Here is a 22,480-nt window from a genome sequence, read left to right as displayed (position 1 = left end):
AAGCGGGCATGCGCACAACCTAACACGCGGCTTGGCAGGATCCGCGCGGCGATTGTCCGACGGCGGCGCGAGCCGGCGGCTACCCTCCACGTCATGCGGCTTCTCCGGATCGCCCTCGCGGGAGTCGCCGTGCTCGCCGCGGCGGGCATCGGCGCCGCCATCCTGGCGCTGCCCGGCGCGCGGCCGCGCGCTGCGGCCCTGCCCGAGATCTCCGAGGCCGAGCGGGCCGCGGTCGTGGCGCAGCTGCGGCCGCCCAAGCGCGCGCGCCCCGTGGTCGCGGTGTTCGCCGAGAACGGCGGCACGGAGACCACGGACTTCGTCGTGCCGCTCGGCGTGTTGCGGGCCTCGCACAGCGCCGACGTGCTCGCGGTCGCGCTGCGCGACGCGCCGGTCGAGCTCCACCCCGCGCTGCGCGTGCGGCCGGACCTCGACGTCGGCGCCTTCGACGCGCGCTTCGCCGACGGCGCCGACTACGTGATCGTGCCCGCGCTGCACGACGCGAAGGAGCCCGCGGCTCTAGCCTGGCTGCAGGCCCAGGCGCGCAAGGGCGCGACCATGGTCGGCATCTGCGACGGCGGCTGGGTGCTCGGCGCCGCCGGGCTGCTCGACGGCCGCGCCGCCACGAGTCACTGGCTGTGGGTGAGTCGCATGCCGAAGACCTTTCCCGGCATGACCTGGGTCACCGACCGGCGCTACGTGGTCGACCGCGGCGTCGCCACCACCACCGGCATCAGCGCGTCGATCCCGCTGTCCCTCACACTGGTCGAGGCGATCGCCGGGCCGGAGCGCGCTGCGGAGGTCGCGCGCGAGTTCGGCGTGCCCGGCTTCGGCGCCGGCCACGTGAGCCGCGACTTCGCGCTCGACCGGCCCGCGGCGCTCACCGCGTCGCGCAATCTGCTCGCGTTCTGGAGGCACGAGACGCTCGAGCTCGCGCTCGCCGACGGCGTCGACGAGGTGGCCGCGGCACTGACCGCCGACGCCTGGGAGCGCACCTACCGCGCGTCGGTGCGCACGTTCGCGCCCACGCCCGAGGTCACCTCGCGCCGCGGCCTGCGCTTCCTGGCCGACGCCACTGGCCCGGCCGGGCACCCGCTTCCCCTGCCCGCGCCCGGGAGCTCGGCCGTGGACGCCGTGCTGGCCGACATCCGCGCCCGCTACGGGCCCCCCACCGCCGACCTCGTGGCGCTGCAGCTCGAGTACGACCCGCCTGTCCATCGCCCGGTCCCTTGAGATAGTCTCAGGGGCATGGGTCGGACCAGTGACGCCCGCGAGCGGCTGATCGACGAGGCTTCGCGGCTCTTCCACGCGCGCAGCTACGAGAGCGTGGGCGTACAGGAGCTGTGCGACGCGGCCGAGGTCAACAAGGGCAGCTTCTACCACTTCTTTCCGTCGAAGGAGGACCTGGCCGCGGCGGTGATCGACGCGCAGTGGGAGGCCACCCGCGAGGAGATCTTCGAGCCGTCGCTCGCCGAAGACCTGCCGCCGCTCGCGCGCATCGAGCGCCTGTTCAAGGCGCTGTCGCGGGCCCAGCGCGGCGCGCGGCGCGAGAGCGGCCGCACCCCGGGCTGTCCGCTGGCCAACCTGGCGGGCGAGCTCTCGAACCACGAGCCCAAGCTGCGCCGCAAGCTCGCGCGCGTTTACGGCGAGATGCAGGCGCGCCTGGCCGACACGCTGCGCGACGCCGTGACTGCCGGCGAGCTGCCCGCCAAGGCCGACGTCGACGCCATGGCCGAGGCGCTGCTGGCGCTGTCCGAGGGCGCGATGCTGCTCTCCTGCGTGCACGACGACCCCAACACCGCGGGGCGGCTGGCGGTGCTGGCGCTGGCAATCACGCGCGCCCCGTAGTCACGCCCGCGCAGACAGTGTGAAGCGTTTCACAGCGTTGCGAAACCGACCAGTCAACTATTGGCATCGCAGCTCCCGGAAGGAGAAACCGATGCCCAAGTCACTCGCCATCCTGGCCCTGACCGCCTGCCTGTCGTTCCTGCCCGGCGCCGCGCGCGCCGATGTGTACATGCTGGAGATCCTGCAGCTCCGTTCCGGCGTGAGCGCCCACCACGCCAGCACCTACCTGGGCGCCCTGGAGCTGATCGCCCGCCGCCACGGCGGCGTGCGCGTCTCGCACCCCGACGCCCCCAGCGTCTCCGACAACGGGGAGCCGCGAGTCGTCGCGCTGTGGCGCTTCCGCAAGCCGGCCGACATGGACGCGCTGCTGGCCGACCCGAACTACGCCACCATCTCGCGCCTGCGCACGGAGACCTTCGAGGCCCTCACCCCCTCGGACCTCGAGCTGATCGCGCGCGCAGGCTACACGGCCGCTTCGCGCTAGACCCGCTAGACTCGGCTCACCCCTGGCGATCGGTCCCGTAGAAGTGGGGTGAGCCTTGTCTACGGCGGTGGTCGCCGAGAAGCCGTCCGTCGCGCGCGACATCGCGCGCGTGCTCGGCGCCGACGCGCGCGGCGACGGGCTGCTGCGCGGGGCCGGCTGGGTGGTGACCTGGGCGATCGGCCACCTGGCCGCGCTCGGCGAGCCGCACGAGATCCGCCCCGAGTGGCGCGCCTGGCGGCAGACGCTCCTGCCCATGATTCCCGAGCGCTGGCCGCTCGTGGTGTACGAGAAGACGCGCGCGCAGTTCGAGGTGGTCAAACGCGTGCTGCTCGACCCCGCGGTCGAGCGGGTGATCTGCGCGACCGACGCCGGGCGCGAGGGCGAGCTGATCTTCCGCTACATCTACGAGGCGGCGGGCGCGGTCAAGCCGGTCGAGAGGCTCTGGATCTCGTCACTCACTCCCGACGCCATCCGCGCCGGCTTCGAGAGACTCCGGCCGCAGCGCGAGGTCGACGGCCTGGCCGACGCGGCGCGCGGTCGCAGCCGCGCCGACTGGCTGGTGGGCATGAACCTGTCGCGCGCCTACACGCTGGCGCGCCGCTCGGCGTCGCGCGGCGAGCTCCTGTCGGTGGGCCGCGTGCAGACGCCGACGCTGGCGATCCTGGTCGAGCGCGAGCTCGCCATCCGGCGTTTCGTGCCCGAGGACTACTGCGAGGTGGCCGCCGACTTCCGCGCGCCGTCGGCCGCGACCGACGCCACGCCGCTCCGCGGCACCTGGTTCCGGCCCTCGCCGCCCGGCGCCGACGCCGAGACACTCGAGAAGGCGCGCCGGCTGCCGGGCGACGGCGCCGAGGCGGAGCAGATCGCCGCGCGCGTGCGCGGCGGGCGCGCGCGCATCGAGTCGGTCGAGGCCCAGACCCGCCGGCTCTCTCCGCCGCTGCTCTACGACCTGACGGAGCTGCAGCGCCACGCCAACCGGCGTTTCGGCTGGAGCGCGGCCAAGACGCTCGAGCTCGCGCAGAGTCTGTACGAGTCCAAGAAGCTGCTCTCCTACCCGCGCACCGACGCGCGCCACCTGTCGCGCACGGTGGCCGCGACCCTGCCGCGCGTGGTGCGCGCGATCCGCGCGCCCTACGAGTCACTCCTGGCCGAGGGCACGGGCGAGCGGCCGCTGGGCGCGCGCTTCGTCGACGACGCCAAGGTCAGCGACCACCACGCGCTCATCCCCACCGGCGCCTCGCCCGAGAACGCCCGGCTCTCGCCCGACGAGGCGGCGCTGTTCGACCTGGTGTGCCGGCGCCTGCTCGCCGCCTGGCACGAGGACCACGTGTACGCCTCGACCTCGGTCGTGACCGCGGTGGAGAGTGACTCACAGGGCCCCCAGGTCGACCGCTTCGCGAGCCGCGGCAGCGCCGTGCTGCGCATCGGCTGGCGCGTGCTCGAGCCCGACCCCGCGCCGCCCGAGGTCGAGCTGCCGCCCGGGCTCGCGCCGGGGCAGCCGCAGCGCGTCGACGAGGTGCGCGTCGAGCGCAAACGCACGCGCCCGCCGCGGCGGCTCAGCGAGGCCACGCTGCTCACCGCCATGGAGACCGCGGGCCGCGAGCTCGAGGACCGCGAGCTGGCGGAAGCCATGCGCGAGACGGGGCTGGGCACGCCGGCCACGCGCGCGTCGATCATCGAGACCCTGCTGGCGCGCAAGTACGCCGAGCGCGACGGCAAGACGCTGCGCGCGACCGACAAGGGCATCGAGCTGTGCGAGATCGTCCACCCCGACGTGAAGAGCGCCGCCATGACCGGCAACTGGGAGGCGCGGCTGGCGCGCATCGAGCGCGGCGGCGACTCACTCGACGCGTTCGTGCGCGACATCGAGCGCTACGTGGTCGAGGTCGTGAAGCGCGTGCGCACCGAGAAGCCGGCGCCGCCGAAGGCGTTGCCGCCGCAGCTCGAGCTCGAGTGGGGTCCGCGCCCGGACCCGACGCCCACGCCGCCCGACGACCTGCTCGCCCTGCTCCAGCTCCGCTTCGGCCACCCGAGCTTCCGGCCCTTCCAGGAAGCCGTGTGCCGCGCCGTGACTTCGGGCGAGGACGCGCTGCTCGTCATGCCCACGGGCGCGGGCAAGTCGCTCTGTTACCAGCTGCCGGGCCTGGCGCGCGGCGGCACCACGCTCGTGATCTCGCCGCTGATCGCGCTCATGGACGACCAGGTCGGGCAGCTGCAGGCCCGCGGGCTGCGCGCCGAACGCATCCACTCCGGGCGCGCGCGCGCCGAGTCGCAGGCCGTGCTGCGCGCCTATCTCGACGGCCGGCTCGACTTCCTGTTCATCGCGCCCGAGCGCCTGGCGGTGCCGGGCTTCCCCGAGAAGCTCGCCACGCGCAAGCCGGCGCTCGTGGCCGTCGACGAGGCGCACTGCATCTCGCACTGGGGCCACGACTTCCGGCCCGAGTACCGCATGCTGCGCGAGAGACTTCCGCAGCTCCGTCCCGCGCCGGTGATCGCACTGACCGCGACCGCCACGCCGCTGGTCCAGCGCGACATCGTGGCGCAGCTCGGCATCGACAAGGCCGGCCGCTACATCCACGGCTTCCGCCGCACGAACCTGGCGATCGAGCTGTGCGAGGCGCCGCCTTCGGCACGTGACTCGGCGACCGAGAAGCTGCTGCGCGCGCCCGAGCGCCGGCCGGCGATCGTGTACGCGCCCACGCGCAAGAAGGCCGAGGCGCTGGCGCACCGGCTGGCCCGGCACTTCTCCGCCGCCGCGTACCACGCGGGCATGCCCGCGCGCGAGCGCGACGAGACACAAGCCGCGTTCCTGGCGGGACGGCTCGACGCGATCGTGGCCACCATCGCCTTCGGCATGGGCATCGACAAGCCCGACGTGCGCACCGTGGTGCACACGGCGCTGCCGTCGAGCATCGAGAGCTACTACCAGGAGATCGGGCGCGCGGGCCGCGACGGCCAGGCCTCGCGCGCCGTGCTGTTCCACGGCTTCGTCGACCTGCGCACGCACGAGCACTTCCTGGCGCGCGACTATCCGGAGGCCGACGTGCTGGAGCGCGTGTTCCGCGTGCTCTCGCCGCGCTTCGAGACCCGCGCCGAGCTGCAGCGCGAGCTGCGCATGGACCCCGACTCACTCGAGAAGGCGCTGGAGAAGCTGTGGATCCACGGCGGCGCGCAGCTCGACCCCGAGGAGCGCGCGGCGCGCGGCCGCGACGGCTGGCGCGAGCCCTACGCGGCCCAGGTGCGGCACAAGCGCGGCCAGCTCGACGAGATGCGGCGCTTCTCCGAGAGCCGCGGCTGCCGCATGGTCCACCTGGTGAGACACTTCGGCGACGAGGACGACGCCGGCGCGGCCTGCGGCCTGTGCGACATCTGCGACCCGGGCGCGGCGCGCGCGCTCGCAATGGCCGGGCCCGACGCCGACCAAGCCGCGCAGCTCGCGCGCATCGCGGAGCGCCTGCGCGAGCGCAACGGCCAGTCCGCGGGCAAGCTGCACCGCGAGCTGTTCGGCGACTCACTCGAGCGCAAGGCCTTCGAGGCGCTGGTCGCGGGGCTGGTGCGCGCGGGGCTCGCGGTCGAGGAGTCGGACTCGTTCGACAAGGACGGCGAGACCATCTCGTTCGCGCGCGTGCGGCTCACCCGTGCCGGTCTGGCCGCGGGCGAGACCGAGCTCGCGGCCGTGCGCATCGCGCGCGCCGCCGAGCCCGAGCGCGCCGCGCGGCGCAAGAAGAAGCCGGGCCGCGGCCGGGCGCGCGCGCAGCCGGCCCCGGCTTCACCGGCCGCGAGCGGCGCGCTGGTCGCGGCGCTGCAGCGCTGGCGCATGGCCGAGGCCAAGCGCCGCCGCGTGCCCGCGTTCCGCATCCTCACCAACGCCGCGCTCGAAGGCATCGCCGCCAGCCGCCCGCGCGACGAGCGCGAGCTCCTGGCCGTGAAGGGCATCGGGCCGGCGCTCGCGGCGAAGCACGGCGCGGCGCTGCTCGAGCTCTGCGCGAGTCAGTTCGGCTCGGCCTGATTCGGGATCGACGCGCCCGCGTCGGCGGCGGCCTCGTCGGCCTTCACGGCCGCCGCGATCGCGTCCATGTTCTTGTCGACCCAGGTGATCGCGTCGTGACTCCACTTGGAGTCGGCCTCGCTGAAGCGGGTGAGCTCCGCGAAGGCGATGTGCGGCGGCTCCTGCTCGATCAGCCGCGCGTAGAGCGCGAGCGCGGTCGCGGAGCGCCGGTGTCCGTAGGTGCAGTGCACCAGCACCCGCTGGCCGGCCTTGTGCGCGCGATCGATCTCGGTGACCGCGGCCGCGAGGTTCTCGATCACGCGCTCGCGCGGGTGCTGCACGGGCAGGTGCAGATAGCGGATGCCCAGCCGCTGGGCGGCTCGGGCCTCCGCGTCCTGCAGCGGGTCGGGCGCGGCGTCGGTCAGGTCGAGCACCAGGTCGATCTTCTGCGCGCGCAGAACCTGCTCGACGTCCGAGGCGGGGATCTGCGCGCTGCGGAACAGCCAGCCCTTGCGCGCCTCGGTCCAGCGGTCGGGCGTCCGGTAGATGCCGGGCAGGTGCGAGCTCGCCGCAGCCACCAGACCCACGAGCACCAGGGCCGCGAGGGCGATCCGCAGGACCGGGTGACCGGCGAGGGGCATGCGCATGAGGGGAAGGTAGGCCGCAGCTAGAAATCGCGCTCCAGGACCGTCTTCCGGCCGTCCGCGCCCGCGCGCCGGATTGCCTCGTCGCACAGCCGGCGCAGCCGGTCCGAGAGCACTTCGGCCACGGCGTCGGCGGTGTTCATGCCGGAGCGGGCGCGCACGTAGGCCTTGAGCTTGGAGACCACCACCAGGATGTCCTGGGGCGGCTCGGGCGCGCGCACGGCCGCAGCCGGGCGCACCAGGATGCGCGCGGGCTCGGACCGGGGAACGGGCTTGGGGGCCGCTGCCGGGGCCGCCGGCGCGCGCGGCGCGGTTTCCTCGGCCTGCTCCCGGGCCCAGGCCTCTCGCGTCGGCGAGCGCCGCTCCTCCGCCCAGGCCTCGCGGTGGTTCATGGTCGGGAGATGCGCATCCCAGCACGACGTGCTGCAGAACACGAGCCCCGTGCGCTTGCGGTTGCAGGTCGAGACGCTGCAGACCCAGTGGGTCGCCTGGAAGCCGATCTCCTTCTTGCAGCTGCTGCAGCGGCGCCAGAAGCCCGTATCCGCGCTCATCGCACTCCTCCCGAGGCCGCGATCGTAGCCTGCCACTCGCGACTTACCGCGCCCGTTGCGTACGGGTGAGGAAATCAAGCGCCACGCGCGCATTTCCGATACCGCACCCGACATGATCGGCGTCACGTTGGGCAGCTACGAGATCACCGAGAAGATCGGATCCGGCGGAGTCGGAGACGTCTACAAGGCGGTCGACCACCTGCTGGGGCGCAACGTGGCGCTGAAGTTCCTGCGCCCGGGGCTCGCGGACTGCGCCGAGGTGGTGCAGCGCTTCCATGCGGAGGCGCGCACGCTGGCGCAGCTCATCCACCCGAACATCGCGGTGCTCTACTGCATGATGCGCGAGGAGGAGTCACTCGCGATGGTCATGGAGTACGTCGAGGGCCGCACCTTCGGCCAGCTGCTCGACGGCGGCGCCCTGCCGCCCGAGCGCGCGCTGCCGCTCTTGCTGCAGGCGCTGGAGGGCATCGGTCACGCGCACGCGGCCGGGGTCATCCACCGCGACATCAAGCCCTCGAACCTGATGCTGGGCGGCAGCGGCTGCGTGAAGGTGATGGACTTCGGCGTGGCGCGCTGTCTGGGCACCGTGCGCCAGACCCGCGACGGCCACATGATCGGCACCGCGCAGTACATGTCGCCCGAGCAGGTGCGCGGGCTGGAGAGCGACGCGCGCTCCGACGTGTACGCGATCGGCGTGCTGGCCTACGAGATGCTGACCGGGGTGGTGCCGTTCGACTCCGAGAGTGAGTACGAGCTGTGCCGCGCGCAGGTCGAGAAGCCGCCGCGCCCGCCGCGCGAGCTCGTGCCCGCGCTCTCGGCCGAGCTCGAGGCGGTGATCCTGCGCGCGCTGCAGAAGGAGCCCGCCGAGCGCTTCCCCAGCGTGTACGCGCTGCGCGACGCGCTGCAGACCGCGCTGCCGCTCGGCGAGGGCGACGCGCGCGCGCCGGACCCAAGCGCGCTGGACACGCGCTTCCTGGCGACACCGATGCGTGTAGAGCTCGCCGCGCCCCCGCCCGAGCCCGAGACGCGCACCGGCCCCGCGCGCGGCGCGTGGCGCCGCCGCCTGGGTCTCGCGCTGCCGCTGGGCGCGCTCGCCGCCGCGGCGCTGCTGATGGGCGCGAAGGTGGTGCGCAGCGTTCCGGCGCCGCCCGCGCCGGTGGCACGAGCGCCGGTGGCCGTGGCGGCGGCGGCCGCGCCTGTCGCGACGCCGCCGACGCCTCCGCCCAAGCCGGTCACTCACACGGCGGCGCGCGCGCACCGCGTGGCGCACGCGAGCAAGCCAGAGCTACGATCGTCCCCTCCGGTGTCGCACGAGGCGGTCTCCGAGACGCCGAAGCCGACGGGGGGAAACGGTTGGGTGATTCGCCGAGAATAGGCGCGCTGGCTGCCGCGTGGCTGTGCACGGCCGCATGTCTCTCGTGCCAGTACATGCCGCCCCAGCTCGAGCGCCCGTTCCGCTCGCCCGGCGTGCGGCTGGTGGACTTCCCCGAGAAGGTCGGCGTGGAGTTCAACTGCGCCAGCCAGAAGCTGCCCTGGTTCAAGCTCGAGACACTCGAGGTCTGGCCCAAGCGCCTGGAGCCGGGCAAGGAGCTGGGTCACCGGCTCACGTACGTGCTGTGCACGGACGGCCCCACCGACGTCGTGACCGGCAAGCTCGACACCAAGATCCTGTTCCGCGGCCAGCCGATCCTGAAGGAGAGCGACGCCAGCTACGACCTGCGCCCGGGCCGCTGGGTGATCGACGTGTTCGTGACCGTGCCGCCCAGCGCCTCCGACGGCCTGTACGCGCTGGAGATCGACTTCAAGAGCGCGAACGTGAAGTTCGACCGCTCGGAGACGTTCGCGGTCGAGGCGCCGAAGAAGTGACTCGCTGAGTCAGCTTGCAGAAGCCGCCCGGTCGTGCCCGTTGCCCAGGGTCACGGGCCTGGTGTGTGCCAGCTCCTGCAGCTCGCGGAACGCGGCCTCGATCGCGCCCACGAACTCGCGCAGGTCCGGCATCAGGTCGTAGTCGCCGCTGAAGCCCCAGCACAGGCGGCCGTTGTAGCTCATGAGGGCGATGCCCAGGCCGAGCCGGTCGGTGAGCGGCACGTGCGGGTAGCACTCGGTCATCTCGGCGCCGAGCATGTACATGGGCGCCTGCGGGCCGGGGACGTTCGTGACCACCAGGTTGAAGGGCAGGAGCCGCGCGATGTTGCGCGCGCCCAGCGCGAGCAGCGTCGAGGGCGTGTACTCCGCCGCCTGGGTCAGGACCTCGGCGCCGACGGCGCTGTTCGAGACCTTGAGCCGGGTGGTCTTGTCGATGATGCGCGCGAGCTGTGCGCGCGGGTCGGGCTCGTCGATCGGCAGGGGCACGATCCAGGCCGACACGCGGTTGCCGAGCGCCCCGCGCTGGTCCTCGGAGCGCACGCTCACGGGCGCCATCACACGGAAGTCGAGCCGGTCGGGATTCACATGTCTCGTGCGCAGGAACGAGCGCACCGCACCCGTCACGACCGTGAGCACGAGGTCGTTGAGTGACCCGCCCAGCGCCTTGCGCATCTGCTTCAGCTCGCCCAGGTCCAGCGTCAGCCAGTCGAAGCGCCGGTGCGGGCCGATCTCGCGGTTGATCGGCGTCTCCGACGGAAGGCGCAGGCTGCCGCCCAGCGCCTCCGAGAGCGCGCGCACGCGCGTCATGAGATCGAACCGCACGTCCTGCGCCGCGCGCACCAGGCTGGCCGCGCCGCGCAGCACTTCGACGGGCAGCCAGGCACGGCGCATGAACTCGTGGCGCATGAGCTCGAACCCCGACGGCGCCGGCCGCGGAACCCAGCTCGGCTCCTCGGGCAGCGACGTGTCGGGGTCGGGCGACATCAACACGCGCATGATGTCGACGCCGGACACGCCGTCGATCATGCAGTGGTGCGTCTTCGAGATGATCGCGAAGCGGTCGTCCTCGAGCCCCTCGACCACCCACATCTCCCACAGCGGGCGGTCGCGGTCGAGGTGCTGCTGCATCACGCGCGCGGACAGGCGCTTGAGCTGCTCGTCGTTGCCCGGCCGCGGCAGCGCGGTGTGGCGCAGGTGGTAGTCGAGGTTGAAGTTCTCATCGTCGACCCAGACGGGGTGACTCTCGAACGGGATCCACGCGAGCTTCTGGCGGTAGCGCGGAATGCGGTGCAGGAGCGCCGCCACGAGCTTGCGAATGCGCGCGGCGTCGACGCCGCCGCCTTCCGTGCGCAGCGGGCCGGTCTTGAAGACCTGCGTCGCAGCCACGTGCATGTAGGCGTTCGGCTTCTCGAGCAGCAGGAACGAGTTGTCGAGCGCGGTCAATCGGTCGTACGCGTAGCGCGCCATCGGGGGGTCCTTCGCGCTTGTGTCGGAATTCGGGTTACTCGCCTCGAGCGCGCCTGTCAATTGCGAAAACAGAGCGTGGGTCGGGTGCCCACGCGATCAGGCGTTCGGTGGCGCGCCTTCGAGCCGCTCCAGCAGGAGCCGCGCGGCGCGCATGGCGTAGCGGCCGAAGCCCATCGGGCGCAGGATGGCGAGCGCGCGGCGGGCGTGGCTCTCCATGGCGGACACGTCGCCGCGTTCGTGCGCGAGCTCGGCCAGCCCCAGGTGCGCGCGCCCCTCGAGCGAGCGCGCGCCGATCTCGATGCCGCGCGCGAGCGTCTCGGTGAAGGCGCGCTCGGCGTCGGCGTGATCGTCCGGGCCGCCGGCCAGGGCCACCAGGCCCGTCATGAGCGTCGCCCGGGCCTCGCGCAGCCGCCCGCCCGAGAGTTCCACGCGGGTCTGGGCAATGCGCCGCGCGCGCCGCAGCTCGCCCACCTCGACCAGGGCCTCGACGATGTTCTCGGAGTTGATGCCGAGGTCCCCCGCCGCGAACAGGCCGCGCTCGAGCCGATCGAGCTCGGCCTGGCTGGCGTTGTGGTCGCCGCGGTCGGCGCGCGCGAGCAGGAGCGACGCGGCGGAGCCGCGCACCGCGGCCAGGTTCTGGATCTGCTCGGCGACGGGCAGTGCGAGCCCGGCCCAGTACTCGGCCTTGGCCGAGTCACCGCGCATGACCCCGATCGACGACAGCACCGACGCCGCCGCGCAGTACATGGTGCGGTTGTTGGCCTGCTGCGCGCGCGCAAAGACGTCGAGCGCGTCGGCCTCGGCCTCGTCGATGCCGTCGGACTCGAGGATCACGCGGTTGCGGAAGTAGCGCGTGCCGAGATAGATCTCGCTGTTGCGCTCCTCGTGGCCGGCCTCGATCAGTGACTGCAGCACGGACTCCACCTGGTCGCGCGCCTCCTGGAAGCGCGCGTCGAGCAGGTAGCCCCAGACCAGGCCGCGCGAGATCTTGGGCAGCTGCGCCAGGAGCCCGGCCCGGCGCGCGATCGCGACGCCGCGCTCGGCCAGCTCGAGCCCCTCGGCAAAGCGCTCCCGCCCGCTGTTCAGCACCACGATGCCGTGGTTCACGAGCAGCTGGGCGAGTGACTCGTCGTCGCCGAGCTCCTCGGCCAGGCCGATGCCGCGCTGGGTCGCCGTCTCGTCGCGCTCGGAGCCGGAGTCGCCGTAGATCACCGCCGCGACGCTGATGCCGACGGCGGCGCGCAGGGCGAGTCGCTTGGCGTCGCCGCTGCTCTCGCGCCGCTCGCCGAGCGTGATCTCGGCGAGCTGCCAGGCTTCGCGGAACAGCCGGATGGCGTCGCCGTACGACGGCACGGCGAGGGCCTCCTTCGCCGCGTCGAGCAGCGCCTGGATGCCGCGCGAGCGGTCGTCGCCGCGCGCCCAGTGGTGCGCGGCCAGGGCGCGCAGGCGCCGCACGTCGCCGCCCGGGGGCACCGAGCCACCCTCGGCCGCGAACAGCCCCGCGGCGCGGTCGTGGAGCTGCCGGCGCTCGCGCATGAGCAGCCCCTCGTACGCGACTTCCTGGGTGAGACTCTCGCCGAAGCGCAGCTCGCCGAGCTCCATCGAGCCGTTGCGGTGCAGGATGCCGCGCTTCTCGAGCTCGTAGAGCTCGGCCAGCACGTCGATCGGCTCGCCCTCGAGCAGCCGCTCGACGTGCGTGCGCGCGAACTGGCGGCCGAGCACCGCGGCCACCTGCGCCACGCGCTTGGCGGCCGGGGTCAGCCGGTCGATGCGCGCTCCCAGGAGCTCGCCGATCGTGTCGGGAATGCGGATCTCGTCGGCGCTGCGCGTGGCGCGCACGGTGCCGTCGCGCAGCGCGAGCGTGCCGTCCTCGACCAGCGCCCGGGTCAGCTCCTCGAGATAGAACGGGTTGCCGTCGGCCTTGCGCAGGATGCGCCGCTCGACCTCGGGCGGGACCGCGCCGCCCGCGCGCGCGGACACGATCAGCGCCGCCTCGCCGTCGGTGAGCGGCCGCAGCCGGAGCTGCGTGATCGCCGCATGTGACTGCCAGCTGGCGCGGAAGTCGTTCCGGTGAGTCACCAGGAACATCACCCGCTTGATGTGCGCCTGCGAGAGCGACAGCTCGAGCATCTCGCGCGAGGCGTCGTCGATCCAGTGCAGGTCCTCGATCAGGATCACCACCGGCACGCGCTCGGCCTTGCGCCCGATCAGCCGGCCCACGGCCTCGAAGCTGCCCACGCGCACCGCGTCGTCGCTGGGCCGCTCGCCCTCGGGAGTGAGTCCCAGCATCCAGCACACGTAGGCGTAGCCGGGATCGAGTGCGCCGGATTCGTCGGTGAAGCCGGTCGCGATCTTCCGGATCTTGGTGGCCGCGTCGTCGGCCGGGTCGATCTCGAACCAGCGCCGGAACATCTGCAGCCAGGGCGAGTACGGCACCGAGCGCGTCAGGGACGAGCAGCGCGCCTCGAGCAGCTCCACGTCGCGGCCCTTGAGCCGCTTGCGGAGCTCGTGCACCAGGCGCGACTTGCCCATGCCGGCGTCGCCCACGACCGACACGATCTGCGCCAGGCCCCCGTCCAGCCGCTCGAAGCAGGAGATCACCTGGCCCAGCTCGGCGTCGCGGCCGACCAGCGGCGTGAGCTCACCGCGCTCGGTCATGGCGAAGCTCTGCGACTTCTCGGCCATGCCCTCGACTTCGTGGGCGGCGATCGGCTCGCTCTTGCCCTTCACCTCGAACGGTCCGACCGCGCGCGTCTTGAAGCGGCCGCGCAGCAGCGCGTGAGTCGCGTCGGAGACCAGGATCGTGCCGGGCGTGGCGAGTGACTGGAGGCGCGCGGCGAGGTTGGTCGTGTCTCCCGTCGCGGTGTAGTCCATCTTGAGCTCGTTGCCGACCGTGCCGGCGACCACGACGCCGGTGTGGATGCCGATGCGCGCGCGCAGGGCGACGCCGCCCTCGGCGAGCAGCCGTTCCGACAGCGTGAGCAGCTCGCGCTGGATCGCGAGCCCGGCCAGCACCGCGCGCTCGGGCGCGTCCTCGTGCGCGATCGGCGCGCCGAACAGCGCCATCATGCCGTCGCCCGCGAGCTGGTTGACGATGCCCTCGAAGCGGTAGATCTCGCCCAGCACGAGCTCGAGATACTGGTCGAGCAGCTCGCGGTACTCCTCGGGGTCGAGCCGTTCGGCGATCGCGGTCGAGCCGACCAGGTCGCAGAAGAACACCGTCGCCCGCTTGCGCTCACCGGCGACCGCGCCGGCCGCGGCGGCGCGCACGCGCTCGCTCGCGGTCTCGGGCAGCACGCGCGACAGGACCGGCCGCGGCGCCTCGCGCGCAGGCGACGCCGGGGCCGGCGGCGGGGTCATGGAGATCAGGGTCACTTGCGGCTCCGCGCCGGCGGCCGGCGCCACCTCGCGGCCGCAGTCGGGGCAGAAGCGCCAGCCCGCCTCGACCGGCGCGCCGCAATGCGCGCACGAGACCTGCGCGGGCGCTCCGCACTGGACGCAGAACTTCCTGCCTGCCAGGAGCTCTGCACTGCATTGCGAGCACCGCATCTGGACACCTTCGGCCGGTCGCCGCCCACCCGTCAAGCGGCGTCGCGAGATACGATGTCCGGCGATGCGATTGGTTACTTGGAACGTGAACTCGATCCGCCAGCGGCACGACCGGCTGCTGGCGCTGCTGGCGCGCCACTCACCCGACGTGGTCTGCCTGCAGGAGACCAAGGTCGTGGACGCGGATTTCCCGGCCCTGGCGCTGCGTGCCGCGGGCTACGAGTCGGTGACGGCCGGCCAGAAGGGCTACAACGGCGTGGCGATCCTGGCGCGCACGGCCGTCCGCGACGTGCGCGCGGGTCTGCGCGACGGCGGCGACGACAGCCAGGCCCGGCTCCTGGCCGCGACGGTCGACGGTGTGCGCGTCATCACCGCCTACGTGCCGAACGGGCAGAAGGTCGGCTCCGAGAAGTACGCGTTCAAGCTCGAGTGGTACGAGCGGCTGCGGAAGTATCTGGAGCGCGAGTGCGACCCGAGCGCGCCGCTCGTGCTGGCCGGTGACTTCAACGTCGCGCCCGCCGACCTCGACGTGCACGACCCGGCGCTCTGGGTCGGCCAGATCATGTGCAGCGAGCTCGAGCGCGCCGCACTCGCCCGGCTCCGTGAGTGGGGCCTGATCGACTCGTTCCGCGAGAAGTACCCGAAGCTCCAGGCGTTCACCTGGTGGGACTACCGGCTGCTCGGGTTCCCGAAGAACCGCGGCCTGCGCATCGACCACCTGCTCCTGACCCCCGCGCTGTACGCGCGGCTGGCCGACGTGGCGATCGACCGCGAGGAGCGCAAGGGCAAGGGCGCATCGGACCACGCGCCGGTGCTGGCGACGTTCGCGTGAGACGCGTCCTCGCCGGGGCGCTCGCGCTGCTCGCCGCCGGCGCCTGCTCGCGGGCGCGCGCGCCGATCACGGACTGCGCGCCGTCCAAGGACGCGCACCCGATCTGTGGCTTCCACAACCCCGAGGACCTGGCGCTGCTGCCGGCGGCGCACGTGCTGGTGGTGAGTGAGATGGGCGTGCCGGACGGCCCGCATCCGGGGTCGCTCTCGTTCCTGGCGCTCGAGAGTGAGTCGCGTTCGCCCGCCTACCCGCTGCCCGGAGTGCCCGACGCGCCGCCGCGCGCCGGCTGGGGCGACCCGGCCTGCCCCGGGGCGCCGGGGGACAAGCTCAGCCCCCACGGCCTCGACCTGGCCCGGCGGCCCGACGGCGCGCTCGAGCTCCTGGTGGTGAACCACGGCGGGCGCGAGTCCGTCGAGCTGTTCGAAGTGAGCGACTCACCCAAGGCGCCCGCCCTCGCCTGGCGCGGCTGCGTGCTCGCCCCGGACGACGCGCTGCTGAACGACGTGGCTGCCCTGCCCGACGGCGGCTTCGTCACGACTCACTTCGCGTCGCGCGCGCACCCGCTGCGCTCGGTGCTCTGGGGGCTCTTGCGCGGCTCGACGGGCGCGGTGCTGGAATGGCATCCGGGCGCGGCCATGCGCGCGATCCCGGGCACCGAGGCGCCCGCCCCCAACGGCATCGCGGTCTCGCCCGACGGCGAGACCCTGTTCGTCGACGAGTATCTCGCCGACGAGCTGCGCGAGTTCGAGCGCCGCACCGGCCGGCTCCTGGCCAAGCTCCAGATCGCCAGCCCCGACAACGTGAACTGGGCGCCCGGCGGCAAGCTGCTGGTCGCGTCGCACAACGCGCCGCTGAACGAGATCATGGCCTGCGGCGGCCTCGAGCACGGCCAGTGCCCGTTCCACTTCTCGATCGTGCTGCTCGATCCGCGCGACATGAAGGACTACGCGCTGTACGAGAACGTCGGCCCGCCGATGGGCGGCGGCACCTCGGCGCTGCTGGTCGACGACCAGCTCTACGTCGGCTCCTTCGCCGGCGACCGGGTCCTGCGAGTCGCTCTGCAGAGCTGGGCGATGAAGCTAGTCGCCAGCCCGTAGCGGCGCGGGCTTGCCGAACAGCCAGCCCTGCCCGAACTGGATGCCGAGCTCGCCCAGCATGCGCAGCTCCTCGAGTGTGTCGAGACCCTCGCCGATGATGCGCGCGTTCATGTCGCTGGCAATGGTCTGGAAGGCGCGCAGCATGTTCTGGCGCGCGGAGTCCTGGTCGATGCCGTGCACGAAGGCGCGGTCGACCTTGATGAACTCGGGAGTCAGCTCGAGCACCGCCTCGAGGCTCGCGTAGCCCGCGCCGGTGTCGTCGAGCGCGAACTGGAAGCCGAGCTTGCCGTAGTCGTCGCGCGCCTCGCGGAAGATGGCGTAGTTGTCGATCGACTCCTGCTCCGAGATCTCGAACACCACGTCGTTGGGAGCGAGTCCGCAGCGGTCGAGCGTGCGGGTCAGCGCGTCGGGCTGGAAGTTCGGGTCGTGGATCGCCGTGGGGCGGATGTTCATGAACAGCTTCGCGCCCTGCGGGAAGCCGGCCGCGCCCTCGACCGCGGCGCGCCGGCACTGGCAGTCGAGCTCGAACAGCAGGTTCTCGGCCGCCGCCACGGGAAACAGCTCGGCCGGCGACGCCAGCTCGGTGCCCTCGACGCCGCGCACCAGCGCCTCGTAGCCGTACACGGTCAGTGACTTGGCGTCGACCACCGGCTCGTAGACCGAGTGCAGCTTGCCCTGCAAGAGCAGGTCCAGGAAGTCGCGCCGGCGGCCGCGCTGGGCGATGCGCGCGTTGAGCTCGGCGTCGGCGCGCGCGCGGTCCAGCGCCTCGCGCACCTGGGTGAGCGCCGCGAGCAGCGGATTGCGCAGCGTGTAGGCGCAGCCGATCGGCAACGGCGGCAGACGGCGCAGGTAGGGATACGCGATGCGCTGCGCGTTGCGCGCGAGCCGCTCGCGCGCGGTGCGCTCGAGCGCGGGCAGCACCTTGGCGTGGAAGTCCACGTCGCCCGCCTCGCACGGCACGAAGCACACGAACTCGCTGCGGCCCAGCTCGCCGCGCGCCTGCGGCGCGCGCCGGCCCAGGACTTCGAGACACGCGCCGCCCACGACGTCGGCGAGCGCGGCGAGCGAGCGCAGCTGCGCCTCCTCGCCGTAGCGCCGCTCGACCTCGTCGAGCGCGCTGCAGTCCACGTACAGCACGCCGAGCGCGCCCTGGCGCGAGAACGCCGTCGTGACTTCCGGGAGCACGTCCGTCACACCCGCCACCGCGCTCCTCTGGCTCGCGCTCTTGTCCATCGTACAAAGCCCTCGTCCGGACTCTCCGCAAATCGGCAGTTCGCGGGGTCGCGTTAAGCGGCTTCGAGCCGCCCGAAGGCGCGCAGGCTGCGCAGCGCGCGCAGCGTGAGCTCGCCTTGCCACTCCCGCCGCGCGCCCTCCCAGGCGGCGGGAAACTGACCCTGCCAGGTCCAGTTCGGCTGCCAGGAGCCATCGGTGGACTGCTGGTCGATCTCCCAGTCGAGGTTGGCGGCGGTCTCTCGCGCGAGACACTCCGCGAGCGGTGAGTCGGGAGTGGGTGCGAGGCGCAGCGGCTTTGCGCTGTAGCCGCTCCACTGCGCGGGGTCGCGCGCCACGGCCGCCACGGCGGCGCCGCGCAGGGCCGCGCGCGTGGTGGGATTCTCGACCTGCGCGGCATAGAACAGCGTGTCGACGCCCAGCTCGGCCGGCCGGGCCACGGCCTGGGTCACGCGCGCCACGAACGCGCGCTCGAGTGTCTCGCGCAGGCCGGGCGGCGCGAGCCCCGGCCAGTGAGACAAGAGCGCCAGGCCGCGGCCGCCCGGGTTCAGCACGTGGTCCCAGGGCCCGCCCGGCTGGTGGAGCTGCCACTTCCAGTGCGGGGCGTGCGGGCTGTCCTCGGCCTCGGGCCCCACGTAGCGCCAGCCGGGCAGCGCCGGGTCGAAGCGGCCGACGAGCCAGCCGATTGCCCCGCGGACGCGCGGCTCACGCGCGTCGCAGCCGAGCTCGCGCATGAGGTCGAGCGCGGAGAGCGTGCCCAGCACCGAGGAGCCCGGCATGCGCAGGTCGGGCTCGAGCCCGTGACCGTAGCCGCCATCGGGGTTGCGGAAGGCATCGAGCGCCCGCAGCGCACTCTCGGCGGGTCCGCCCTCGAACTCGTGCGCGAACAGCTCGCGCTCCAGTGGCCGCGCGGCGCCGTGCAGGAAGTCGCGGGCGCGGCGGAACGCGGGCAGGGAGAGCCTTTTCATGCGCGCGAGCCTAGCCCGCCGGAGTCAGCGCGGACTTGGAAAAATCCGACGCGGCGGCGCGCCGGCCAGCCGGCGGAAGTCGCGGTTCAGGTGCGCCTGATCGAAGTAGCCGTGCGCCAACGCCGCGGCGAGCGGCCCGGCGCCGGCGGCGAGCGCGCGGTACGCGGCCGCGAAGCGCAGGATCGCCGCGAAGCGCTTCGGAGTGACTCCGATGCGCGCGCGGAACACGCGCTCGAGCCGGCGCTCGCCCACGCCCAGTGACTCGGCCAGCGCCGCGATGCGCCGCGCGCCCGAGCTGCGGCGCAGCGCGGCCGCCGCCCGCTCGGCGAGCGCGTGCTCCGCGTCCTCGGCGCGCGCCCGCCGTGCGCACCACCCGCCGAGCTCGCGTTCGAGCACGGCGCGGCGCTCGGCCGGGGAGCGCGCGCCCGCGACCCGCTCGCGCCACGCGTCGGCGGGCGCGCCCACGAGCTCGCGCAGCGGCAGCGCCCGGTCGGTGAGCTCGTGCGCGGCCACGCCGAACAGGCGCGCCACGGCGCCGGGACGCAGGCGCAGCAGCACGTTGTCGCGGCTGTCCGGGGTCGCGACCAGGAGCGCCCGCGTCTTCAGGCCGAAGAGCTCGGCGCTGCACGCACCGCCGGCGGCCGCAGCCGAGAACAAGAGGTCGACCGCGCCGTCCGGCACCACCCGCACGGCGGGAGGCGCGCCGGGCGCGTCGTCGCTCGAGAAACACAGCCGCTCGACGAAGGCCGAGAGACGCGGACCGGGCGCAGCCTCGCAGTACACGCCCGCATTGTCCGCCGTGCGCAGTTTCTGGTCGAGCCGTGTGCAGCCGCTGGGCAGGCGCCGGGCCCAGACCGCCGCACCGGCGCCTGACTCCCGGCACGCGCCTTGCCAAACCTGCGGGCGTGTACGTGCACACGCTGGAGTTCACCGACCGCAACCGCCTGGCGGCTGCGTTCGAGCAGGTCGTCTCGAGCGAGTGGGTCGAGGACTGTCTCGTCGAGACCGACCGGCTGCGCATCCGCTTCGTGGCCGACCCCGAGCGCGCGCGGGCGCTGGTGCAGCGCATCTACCTCGACGGCGGCCTGCGCCTGTCGCTGCGGCACCAGATCGCGGGCAGCGTGATTCCGCCCGTCCCTTAGAGCCGTTCCCTAGCGGTAGACGATCACGCCTCGCGCGTTCACGCCCTTCTCCAGGTCCTGCAGCGCGCGCGGCGCGTCCTCGATCGAGTAGGTCGCGCTGACCATGTCGTCGAGGTTGAGCTTGCCGCTGGTGTACAGCTCGAGCAGCATCGGGAAGTCACTCATGAAGTTCGTGTCGCCGTAGAAGCTGCCCTTCACCGTCTTGCCCTCCATGGAGAGCATGAGGGCGTTGAACGGCACCTGCTCGGTGAGCTTGCCCACCCCGACGATGGTCGTGGTGCCGCCGCGCCGCGCGGCGGCGTGCGTCTCCATCATCAGGCTCGGGATGCCGACCGCCTCGAAGGTGAAGTCGGGGCCGTGGCCGCCGGTGAGCTCCTTGCACTTCATGACGGCGCTCTCCTTGCCGCCGTTCACGGTGTGAGTGGCGCCGAAGTGTCTGGCCATCTCCAGCTTCTTGTCGGCCACGTCGACGGCGATGATCTTCGCCGCGCCCGCGAGCCGCGCGCCCTGGATGATCGAGAGCCCGACGCCGCCGCAGCCGAACACGGCCACCGACGAGCCGGGAGTCACTTTCGCGGTGTTGATCGCCGCGCCCACGCCCGTCATCACACCGCAGCCGACCAGCGCCGCGCGATCGAGCGGGATCGACTTGTCGATCTTGCACGCGCTGATCGCCGGCACGATCGCCTCCTCGGCCATGCAGCCGAGGAACTGCATGACTCCCACGTCGGCGCCGTCCTTGCCGTGGACGCGCGCGGTGCCGTCGAGCATGCGCCCGTGCGGCTGGCCGACGGTGCAGAACTGCGGCTGCTTGGTCTTGCAGAAGTGGCACTGACCGCAGGCCGGAGCGAACGAGAGCACCACGTGGTCGCCGACGGCGAAGCCGGTCACGCCGGCCCCGAGCTCCGCGACCACGCCCGCGCCTTCATGGCCCAGCACCATCGGCCGCATCAGCGGCAGCGTGCCGTTGATCACCGAGAGATCGGAGTGGCACACGCCGGTCGCGCCCATCTTGATGCGCAGCTCGCCGGCCTTGGGCGGATCGAGCTTCAGGTCCTCGACCGCGTACTGATTCAACTCGCGCGTGACCAGCGCCTTCATGCTCGCATCCCTCCTCGAACGTGGAGTCGCCGTTATACGGGTTTCGGGGTGCGCGGCTCAAGCAGGCTCTCGCCGGCCGCCCCTCGACCGGGCTTCGGCTCGACTAGTTGATATTGAATTTCAAAATCGTCTAGCATGCGGCGCCATGAAGATCTGGCTCGCCCTGGCGCTCCTGTTCGTGTCCTGGCCCGCGTTCGCGCAGGACGACGCCGACCCGCCCGAGGTGGCGATCGGGGAGCGGCTGTTCCTGGAGACGCGCTTCGCGGAGTTCTTCGCCAGCCACATGACCGACATCAACCAGCCGCTGGGCAACGGCGGCGATCCGGTCGTGGCCGAGACCGAGACCACCGGCGACCCGCTGCCCGGCCCGTTCGCGGGTCAGTCGATGAACTGCCGCGCGTGTCACCTGGTCGACGAGCAGCTCGTGTTCGACCCGCTGGGCCTGCCCGACCTGAGCGTGGGCGGCATGCGCACCTACGCAGACTTCGCGCGCCGCAGCCCCGTGCCCGACCGCGGCGACGGACACACGCACACCACCCGCAACTCACCGCCGCTGGTGAACGCCTCGCTGCCGCGCCGGGGCGGCGTCGAGCTCCACTTCGACGGTGAGTTCGCCTCTCTCAACGAGCTGGTGAAGGAGACCCTGCTCGGGCGCAACTACGGCTGGCTGCCGAGCGAACGCAGACAGGCCATGGCGCACGTCGCGCGCGTGATCCGCCAGGACGACGGGCGAGCCGAGCTCGCCGCGGGCGCCGGCGGCTCGTACCGCCGCGTGTTCCTGGGCAGCGATCCGAAGCTCCCCGAGGAGTTCGTGCTGCCCCGGCTCCTGCGGCTCGACGTGACCCGGGCGAGCGACGAGGCGATCGTGAACCAGGTCGCGAAGCTGATCTCGAGATACGTGCAAGAGCTCGAGTTCGCGAGCGACGACACGGGCGCGTTCAGCGGCTCGCCCTACGACTTGTTCCTGCTGCGCAACAACCTGCCGCGCAAGCCCAAGGGCCGCGAGACACCCGCCAAGTACACGCAGCGGCTGGCGGCGGCGCTGGACCAGCTGCCCACGCCGCTGTTCGTGGCCAACATCGACGGTCCGTTCGCGCTCCACGCCCAGCCGTTCGTCTTCGACGCCCGGGAGCTCGAGGGGCTGCGCATCTTCCTGGGCCGCGGCAACTGCGCCGCTTGTCACCCGGCGCCGCTCTTCAGCGACTTCTCGTTCCACAACACCGGAGTGACTCAGCGGGAGTACGACGGCCTGCACGGCGCGGGCGCGTTCTCCGCGCTCGCGATCCCCACGCGCAGCGAGCGCGCCGCGGACCCGGACGCCTATCTGCCCGCCACCTTCCGCCACCCCGAGGCGACGGGCCGCTTCCGCGCCGCCGCCGACGCGGGCAACCCCGAGCTCACGGACCTGGGCGCCTGGAACGTGCTGTTCAACTCCGACTTCCCGAACGCGCAGGGCCGGCTCCGGCGCGCGATCGCGAAGTCACTTGCCGCGAAGACCAGCAAGGACAGCCTGCTCGACGCTGCGATCGCGCGCTTCAAGACGCCGGGCTTGCGCGACCTGGGTCACTCGAACCCGTACATGCACGACGGCTCGTTCGACACGCTCGAGGACGCCGTCGGCTTCTACATCGGCGCCTCGGCGCAGCAGCGTTCGGGCAGCCTGCGGAACGGCGCCCCCGAGCTCGCCGACGTGCAGATCTCGGGCGGTGACGTGGC

Annotated in this window: 18 protein-coding genes; 10 read left to right on the top strand and 8 right to left on the bottom strand. The window is 72.8% G+C overall.

Going from position 1 to position 22,480, the window contains the following annotated elements:
* Nucleotides 1–93: 93 nt before the first annotated feature.
* From VMR86_15755 to VMR86_15740, 4 genes are all read left to right on the top strand, one after another.
* On the top strand, nucleotides 94–1,230 hold the full coding sequence (locus tag VMR86_15755; protein ID HTO08502.1) for a DJ-1/PfpI family protein: 1,137 nt from the start codon (nucleotides 94–96) through the stop codon (nucleotides 1,228–1,230).
* 15 nt (nucleotides 1,231–1,245) lie between these two features.
* The gene (locus VMR86_15750; GenBank protein ID HTO08501.1) at nucleotides 1,246–1,845 is read left to right on the top strand and encodes a TetR/AcrR family transcriptional regulator; all 600 of its coding nucleotides are present in this window, start codon (nucleotides 1,246–1,248) and stop codon (nucleotides 1,843–1,845) included.
* A gap of 91 nt (nucleotides 1,846–1,936) precedes the next feature.
* A complete protein-coding gene (locus VMR86_15745; protein HTO08500.1) occupies nucleotides 1,937–2,329 on the top strand; it encodes a hypothetical protein in 393 nt (130 codons plus the stop codon).
* Nucleotides 2,330–2,384: 55 nt separating this feature from the next.
* The gene (locus VMR86_15740; protein ID HTO08499.1) at nucleotides 2,385–6,338 is read left to right on the top strand and encodes a DNA topoisomerase 3; all 3,954 of its coding nucleotides are present in this window, start codon (nucleotides 2,385–2,387) and stop codon (nucleotides 6,336–6,338) included.
* Here the strand turns inward: VMR86_15740 and VMR86_15735 are convergent.
* A complete protein-coding gene (locus VMR86_15735) occupies nucleotides 6,320–6,964 on the bottom strand; it encodes a dual specificity protein phosphatase (GenBank protein ID HTO08498.1) in 645 nt (214 codons plus the stop codon). The two genes, VMR86_15740 and VMR86_15735, sit on opposite strands and share 19 nt — an antisense overlap.
* A 20-nt stretch (nucleotides 6,965–6,984) precedes the next feature.
* Nucleotides 6,985–7,512, bottom strand: a complete 528-nt coding sequence (locus tag VMR86_15730) for a hypothetical protein (protein ID HTO08497.1) — start codon at nucleotides 7,510–7,512, stop codon at nucleotides 6,985–6,987.
* Between the two features lie 112 nt (nucleotides 7,513–7,624).
* On the opposite strand from VMR86_15730, the gene VMR86_15725 reads away from it, so the two are divergent.
* Together VMR86_15725 and VMR86_15720 are read left to right on the top strand one after the other, a co-directional pair.
* Complete coding sequence (locus tag VMR86_15725) at nucleotides 7,625–8,887, top strand: serine/threonine-protein kinase (GenBank protein ID HTO08496.1); 1,263 nt, start codon at nucleotides 7,625–7,627, stop codon at nucleotides 8,885–8,887.
* Entirely contained in the window at nucleotides 8,866–9,378 is a 513-nt protein-coding gene (locus tag VMR86_15720) for a hypothetical protein (GenBank protein ID HTO08495.1), read from the top strand. Before VMR86_15725 ends, VMR86_15720 begins: the two co-directional genes overlap by 22 nt.
* A gap of 9 nt (nucleotides 9,379–9,387) precedes the next feature.
* Here the strand turns inward: VMR86_15720 and VMR86_15715 are convergent, their stop codons facing one another.
* Entirely contained in the window at nucleotides 9,388–10,845 is a 1,458-nt protein-coding gene (locus VMR86_15715) for a wax ester/triacylglycerol synthase family O-acyltransferase (GenBank protein ID HTO08494.1), read from the bottom strand.
* 96 nt (nucleotides 10,846–10,941) lie between these two features.
* A complete protein-coding gene (locus VMR86_15710) occupies nucleotides 10,942–14,394 on the bottom strand; it encodes an adenylate/guanylate cyclase domain-containing protein (protein ID HTO08493.1) in 3,453 nt (1,150 codons plus the stop codon).
* Nucleotides 14,395–14,458: 64 nt separating this feature from the next.
* Between VMR86_15710 and xth the strand changes: the two genes are divergently transcribed.
* The gene (xth, locus tag VMR86_15705) at nucleotides 14,459–15,226 is read left to right on the top strand and encodes an exodeoxyribonuclease III (protein ID HTO08492.1); all 768 of its coding nucleotides are present in this window, start codon (nucleotides 14,459–14,461) and stop codon (nucleotides 15,224–15,226) included.
* Nucleotides 15,223–16,323, top strand: a complete 1,101-nt coding sequence (locus VMR86_15700; protein ID HTO08491.1) for a hypothetical protein — start codon at nucleotides 15,223–15,225, stop codon at nucleotides 16,321–16,323. The genes xth and VMR86_15700 overlap by 4 nt, the downstream gene beginning before the upstream one ends.
* Here the strand turns inward: VMR86_15700 and VMR86_15695 are convergent.
* From VMR86_15695 to VMR86_15685, 3 genes are all read right to left on the bottom strand, one after another.
* Nucleotides 16,306–17,526 carry an EAL domain-containing protein gene (locus VMR86_15695; protein HTO08490.1) on the bottom strand — a complete coding sequence of 407 codons (1,221 nt, stop codon included), beginning with the start codon at nucleotides 17,524–17,526 and terminating at the stop codon, nucleotides 16,306–16,308. The two genes, VMR86_15700 and VMR86_15695, sit on opposite strands and share 18 nt — an antisense overlap.
* A gap of 83 nt (nucleotides 17,527–17,609) precedes the next feature.
* Nucleotides 17,610–18,521 carry a hypothetical protein gene (locus VMR86_15690; GenBank protein HTO08489.1) on the bottom strand — a complete coding sequence of 304 codons (912 nt, stop codon included), beginning with the start codon at nucleotides 18,519–18,521 and terminating at the stop codon, nucleotides 17,610–17,612.
* Between the two features lie 24 nt (nucleotides 18,522–18,545).
* Entirely contained in the window at nucleotides 18,546–19,304 is a 759-nt protein-coding gene (locus VMR86_15685) for a helix-turn-helix domain-containing protein (protein ID HTO08488.1), read from the bottom strand.
* A 122-nt stretch (nucleotides 19,305–19,426) separates the two neighbouring features.
* Between VMR86_15685 and VMR86_15680 the strand changes: the two genes are divergently transcribed.
* Nucleotides 19,427–19,663 carry a hypothetical protein gene (locus VMR86_15680; GenBank protein ID HTO08487.1) on the top strand — a complete coding sequence of 79 codons (237 nt, stop codon included), beginning with the start codon at nucleotides 19,427–19,429 and terminating at the stop codon, nucleotides 19,661–19,663.
* 9 nt (nucleotides 19,664–19,672) lie between these two features.
* Here VMR86_15680 and VMR86_15675 read toward each other — a convergent pair whose 3' ends face one another.
* Nucleotides 19,673–20,764, bottom strand: coding sequence for a Zn-dependent alcohol dehydrogenase (locus VMR86_15675; GenBank protein ID HTO08486.1), 1,092 nt, complete (start codon nucleotides 20,762–20,764; stop codon nucleotides 19,673–19,675).
* A gap of 145 nt (nucleotides 20,765–20,909) precedes the next feature.
* Between VMR86_15675 and VMR86_15670 the strand changes: the two genes are divergently transcribed.
* Nucleotides 20,910–22,480: hypothetical protein (locus VMR86_15670; protein ID HTO08485.1), on the top strand; the 1,571-nt coding region annotated here is incomplete at its 3' end.

The organism is Myxococcota bacterium, assembly GCA_035498015.1.
In the GTDB taxonomy this organism is placed as follows: domain Bacteria; phylum Myxococcota_A; class UBA9160; order SZUA-336; family SZUA-336; genus VGRW01.
This window is presented reverse-complemented; position numbering and strand designations above follow the sequence as displayed.

Bases quoted from the DNA above. Each gene is read 5' to 3' on its own strand.
- VMR86_15755 (HTO08502.1), top strand. From the start codon at position 94: ATGCGGCTTCTCCGGATCGCCCTCGCGGGAGTCGCCGTGCTCGCCGCG.
- VMR86_15750 (HTO08501.1), top strand. From the start codon at position 1,246: ATGGGTCGGACCAGTGACGCCCGCGAGCGGCTGATCGACGAGGCTTCG.
- VMR86_15745 (HTO08500.1), top strand. From the start codon at position 1,937: ATGCCCAAGTCACTCGCCATCCTGGCCCTGACCGCCTGCCTGTCGTTC.
- VMR86_15735 (HTO08498.1), bottom strand. From the start codon at position 6,964: ATGCGCATGCCCCTCGCCGGTCACCCGGTCCTGCGGATCGCCCTCGCG.
- VMR86_15730 (HTO08497.1), bottom strand. From the start codon at position 7,512: ATGAGCGCGGATACGGGCTTCTGGCGCCGCTGCAGCAGCTGCAAGAAG.
- VMR86_15725 (HTO08496.1), top strand. From the start codon at position 7,625: ATGATCGGCGTCACGTTGGGCAGCTACGAGATCACCGAGAAGATCGGA.
- VMR86_15715 (HTO08494.1), bottom strand. From the start codon at position 10,845: ATGGCGCGCTACGCGTACGACCGATTGACCGCGCTCGACAACTCGTTC.
- VMR86_15710 (HTO08493.1), bottom strand. From the start codon at position 14,394: ATGCGGTGCTCGCAATGCAGTGCAGAGCTCCTGGCAGGCAGGAAGTTC.
- xth (HTO08492.1), top strand. From the start codon at position 14,459: ATGCGATTGGTTACTTGGAACGTGAACTCGATCCGCCAGCGGCACGAC.
- VMR86_15690 (HTO08489.1), bottom strand. From the start codon at position 18,521: ATGAAAAGGCTCTCCCTGCCCGCGTTCCGCCGCGCCCGCGACTTCCTG.
- VMR86_15675 (HTO08486.1), bottom strand. From the start codon at position 20,764: ATGAAGGCGCTGGTCACGCGCGAGTTGAATCAGTACGCGGTCGAGGAC.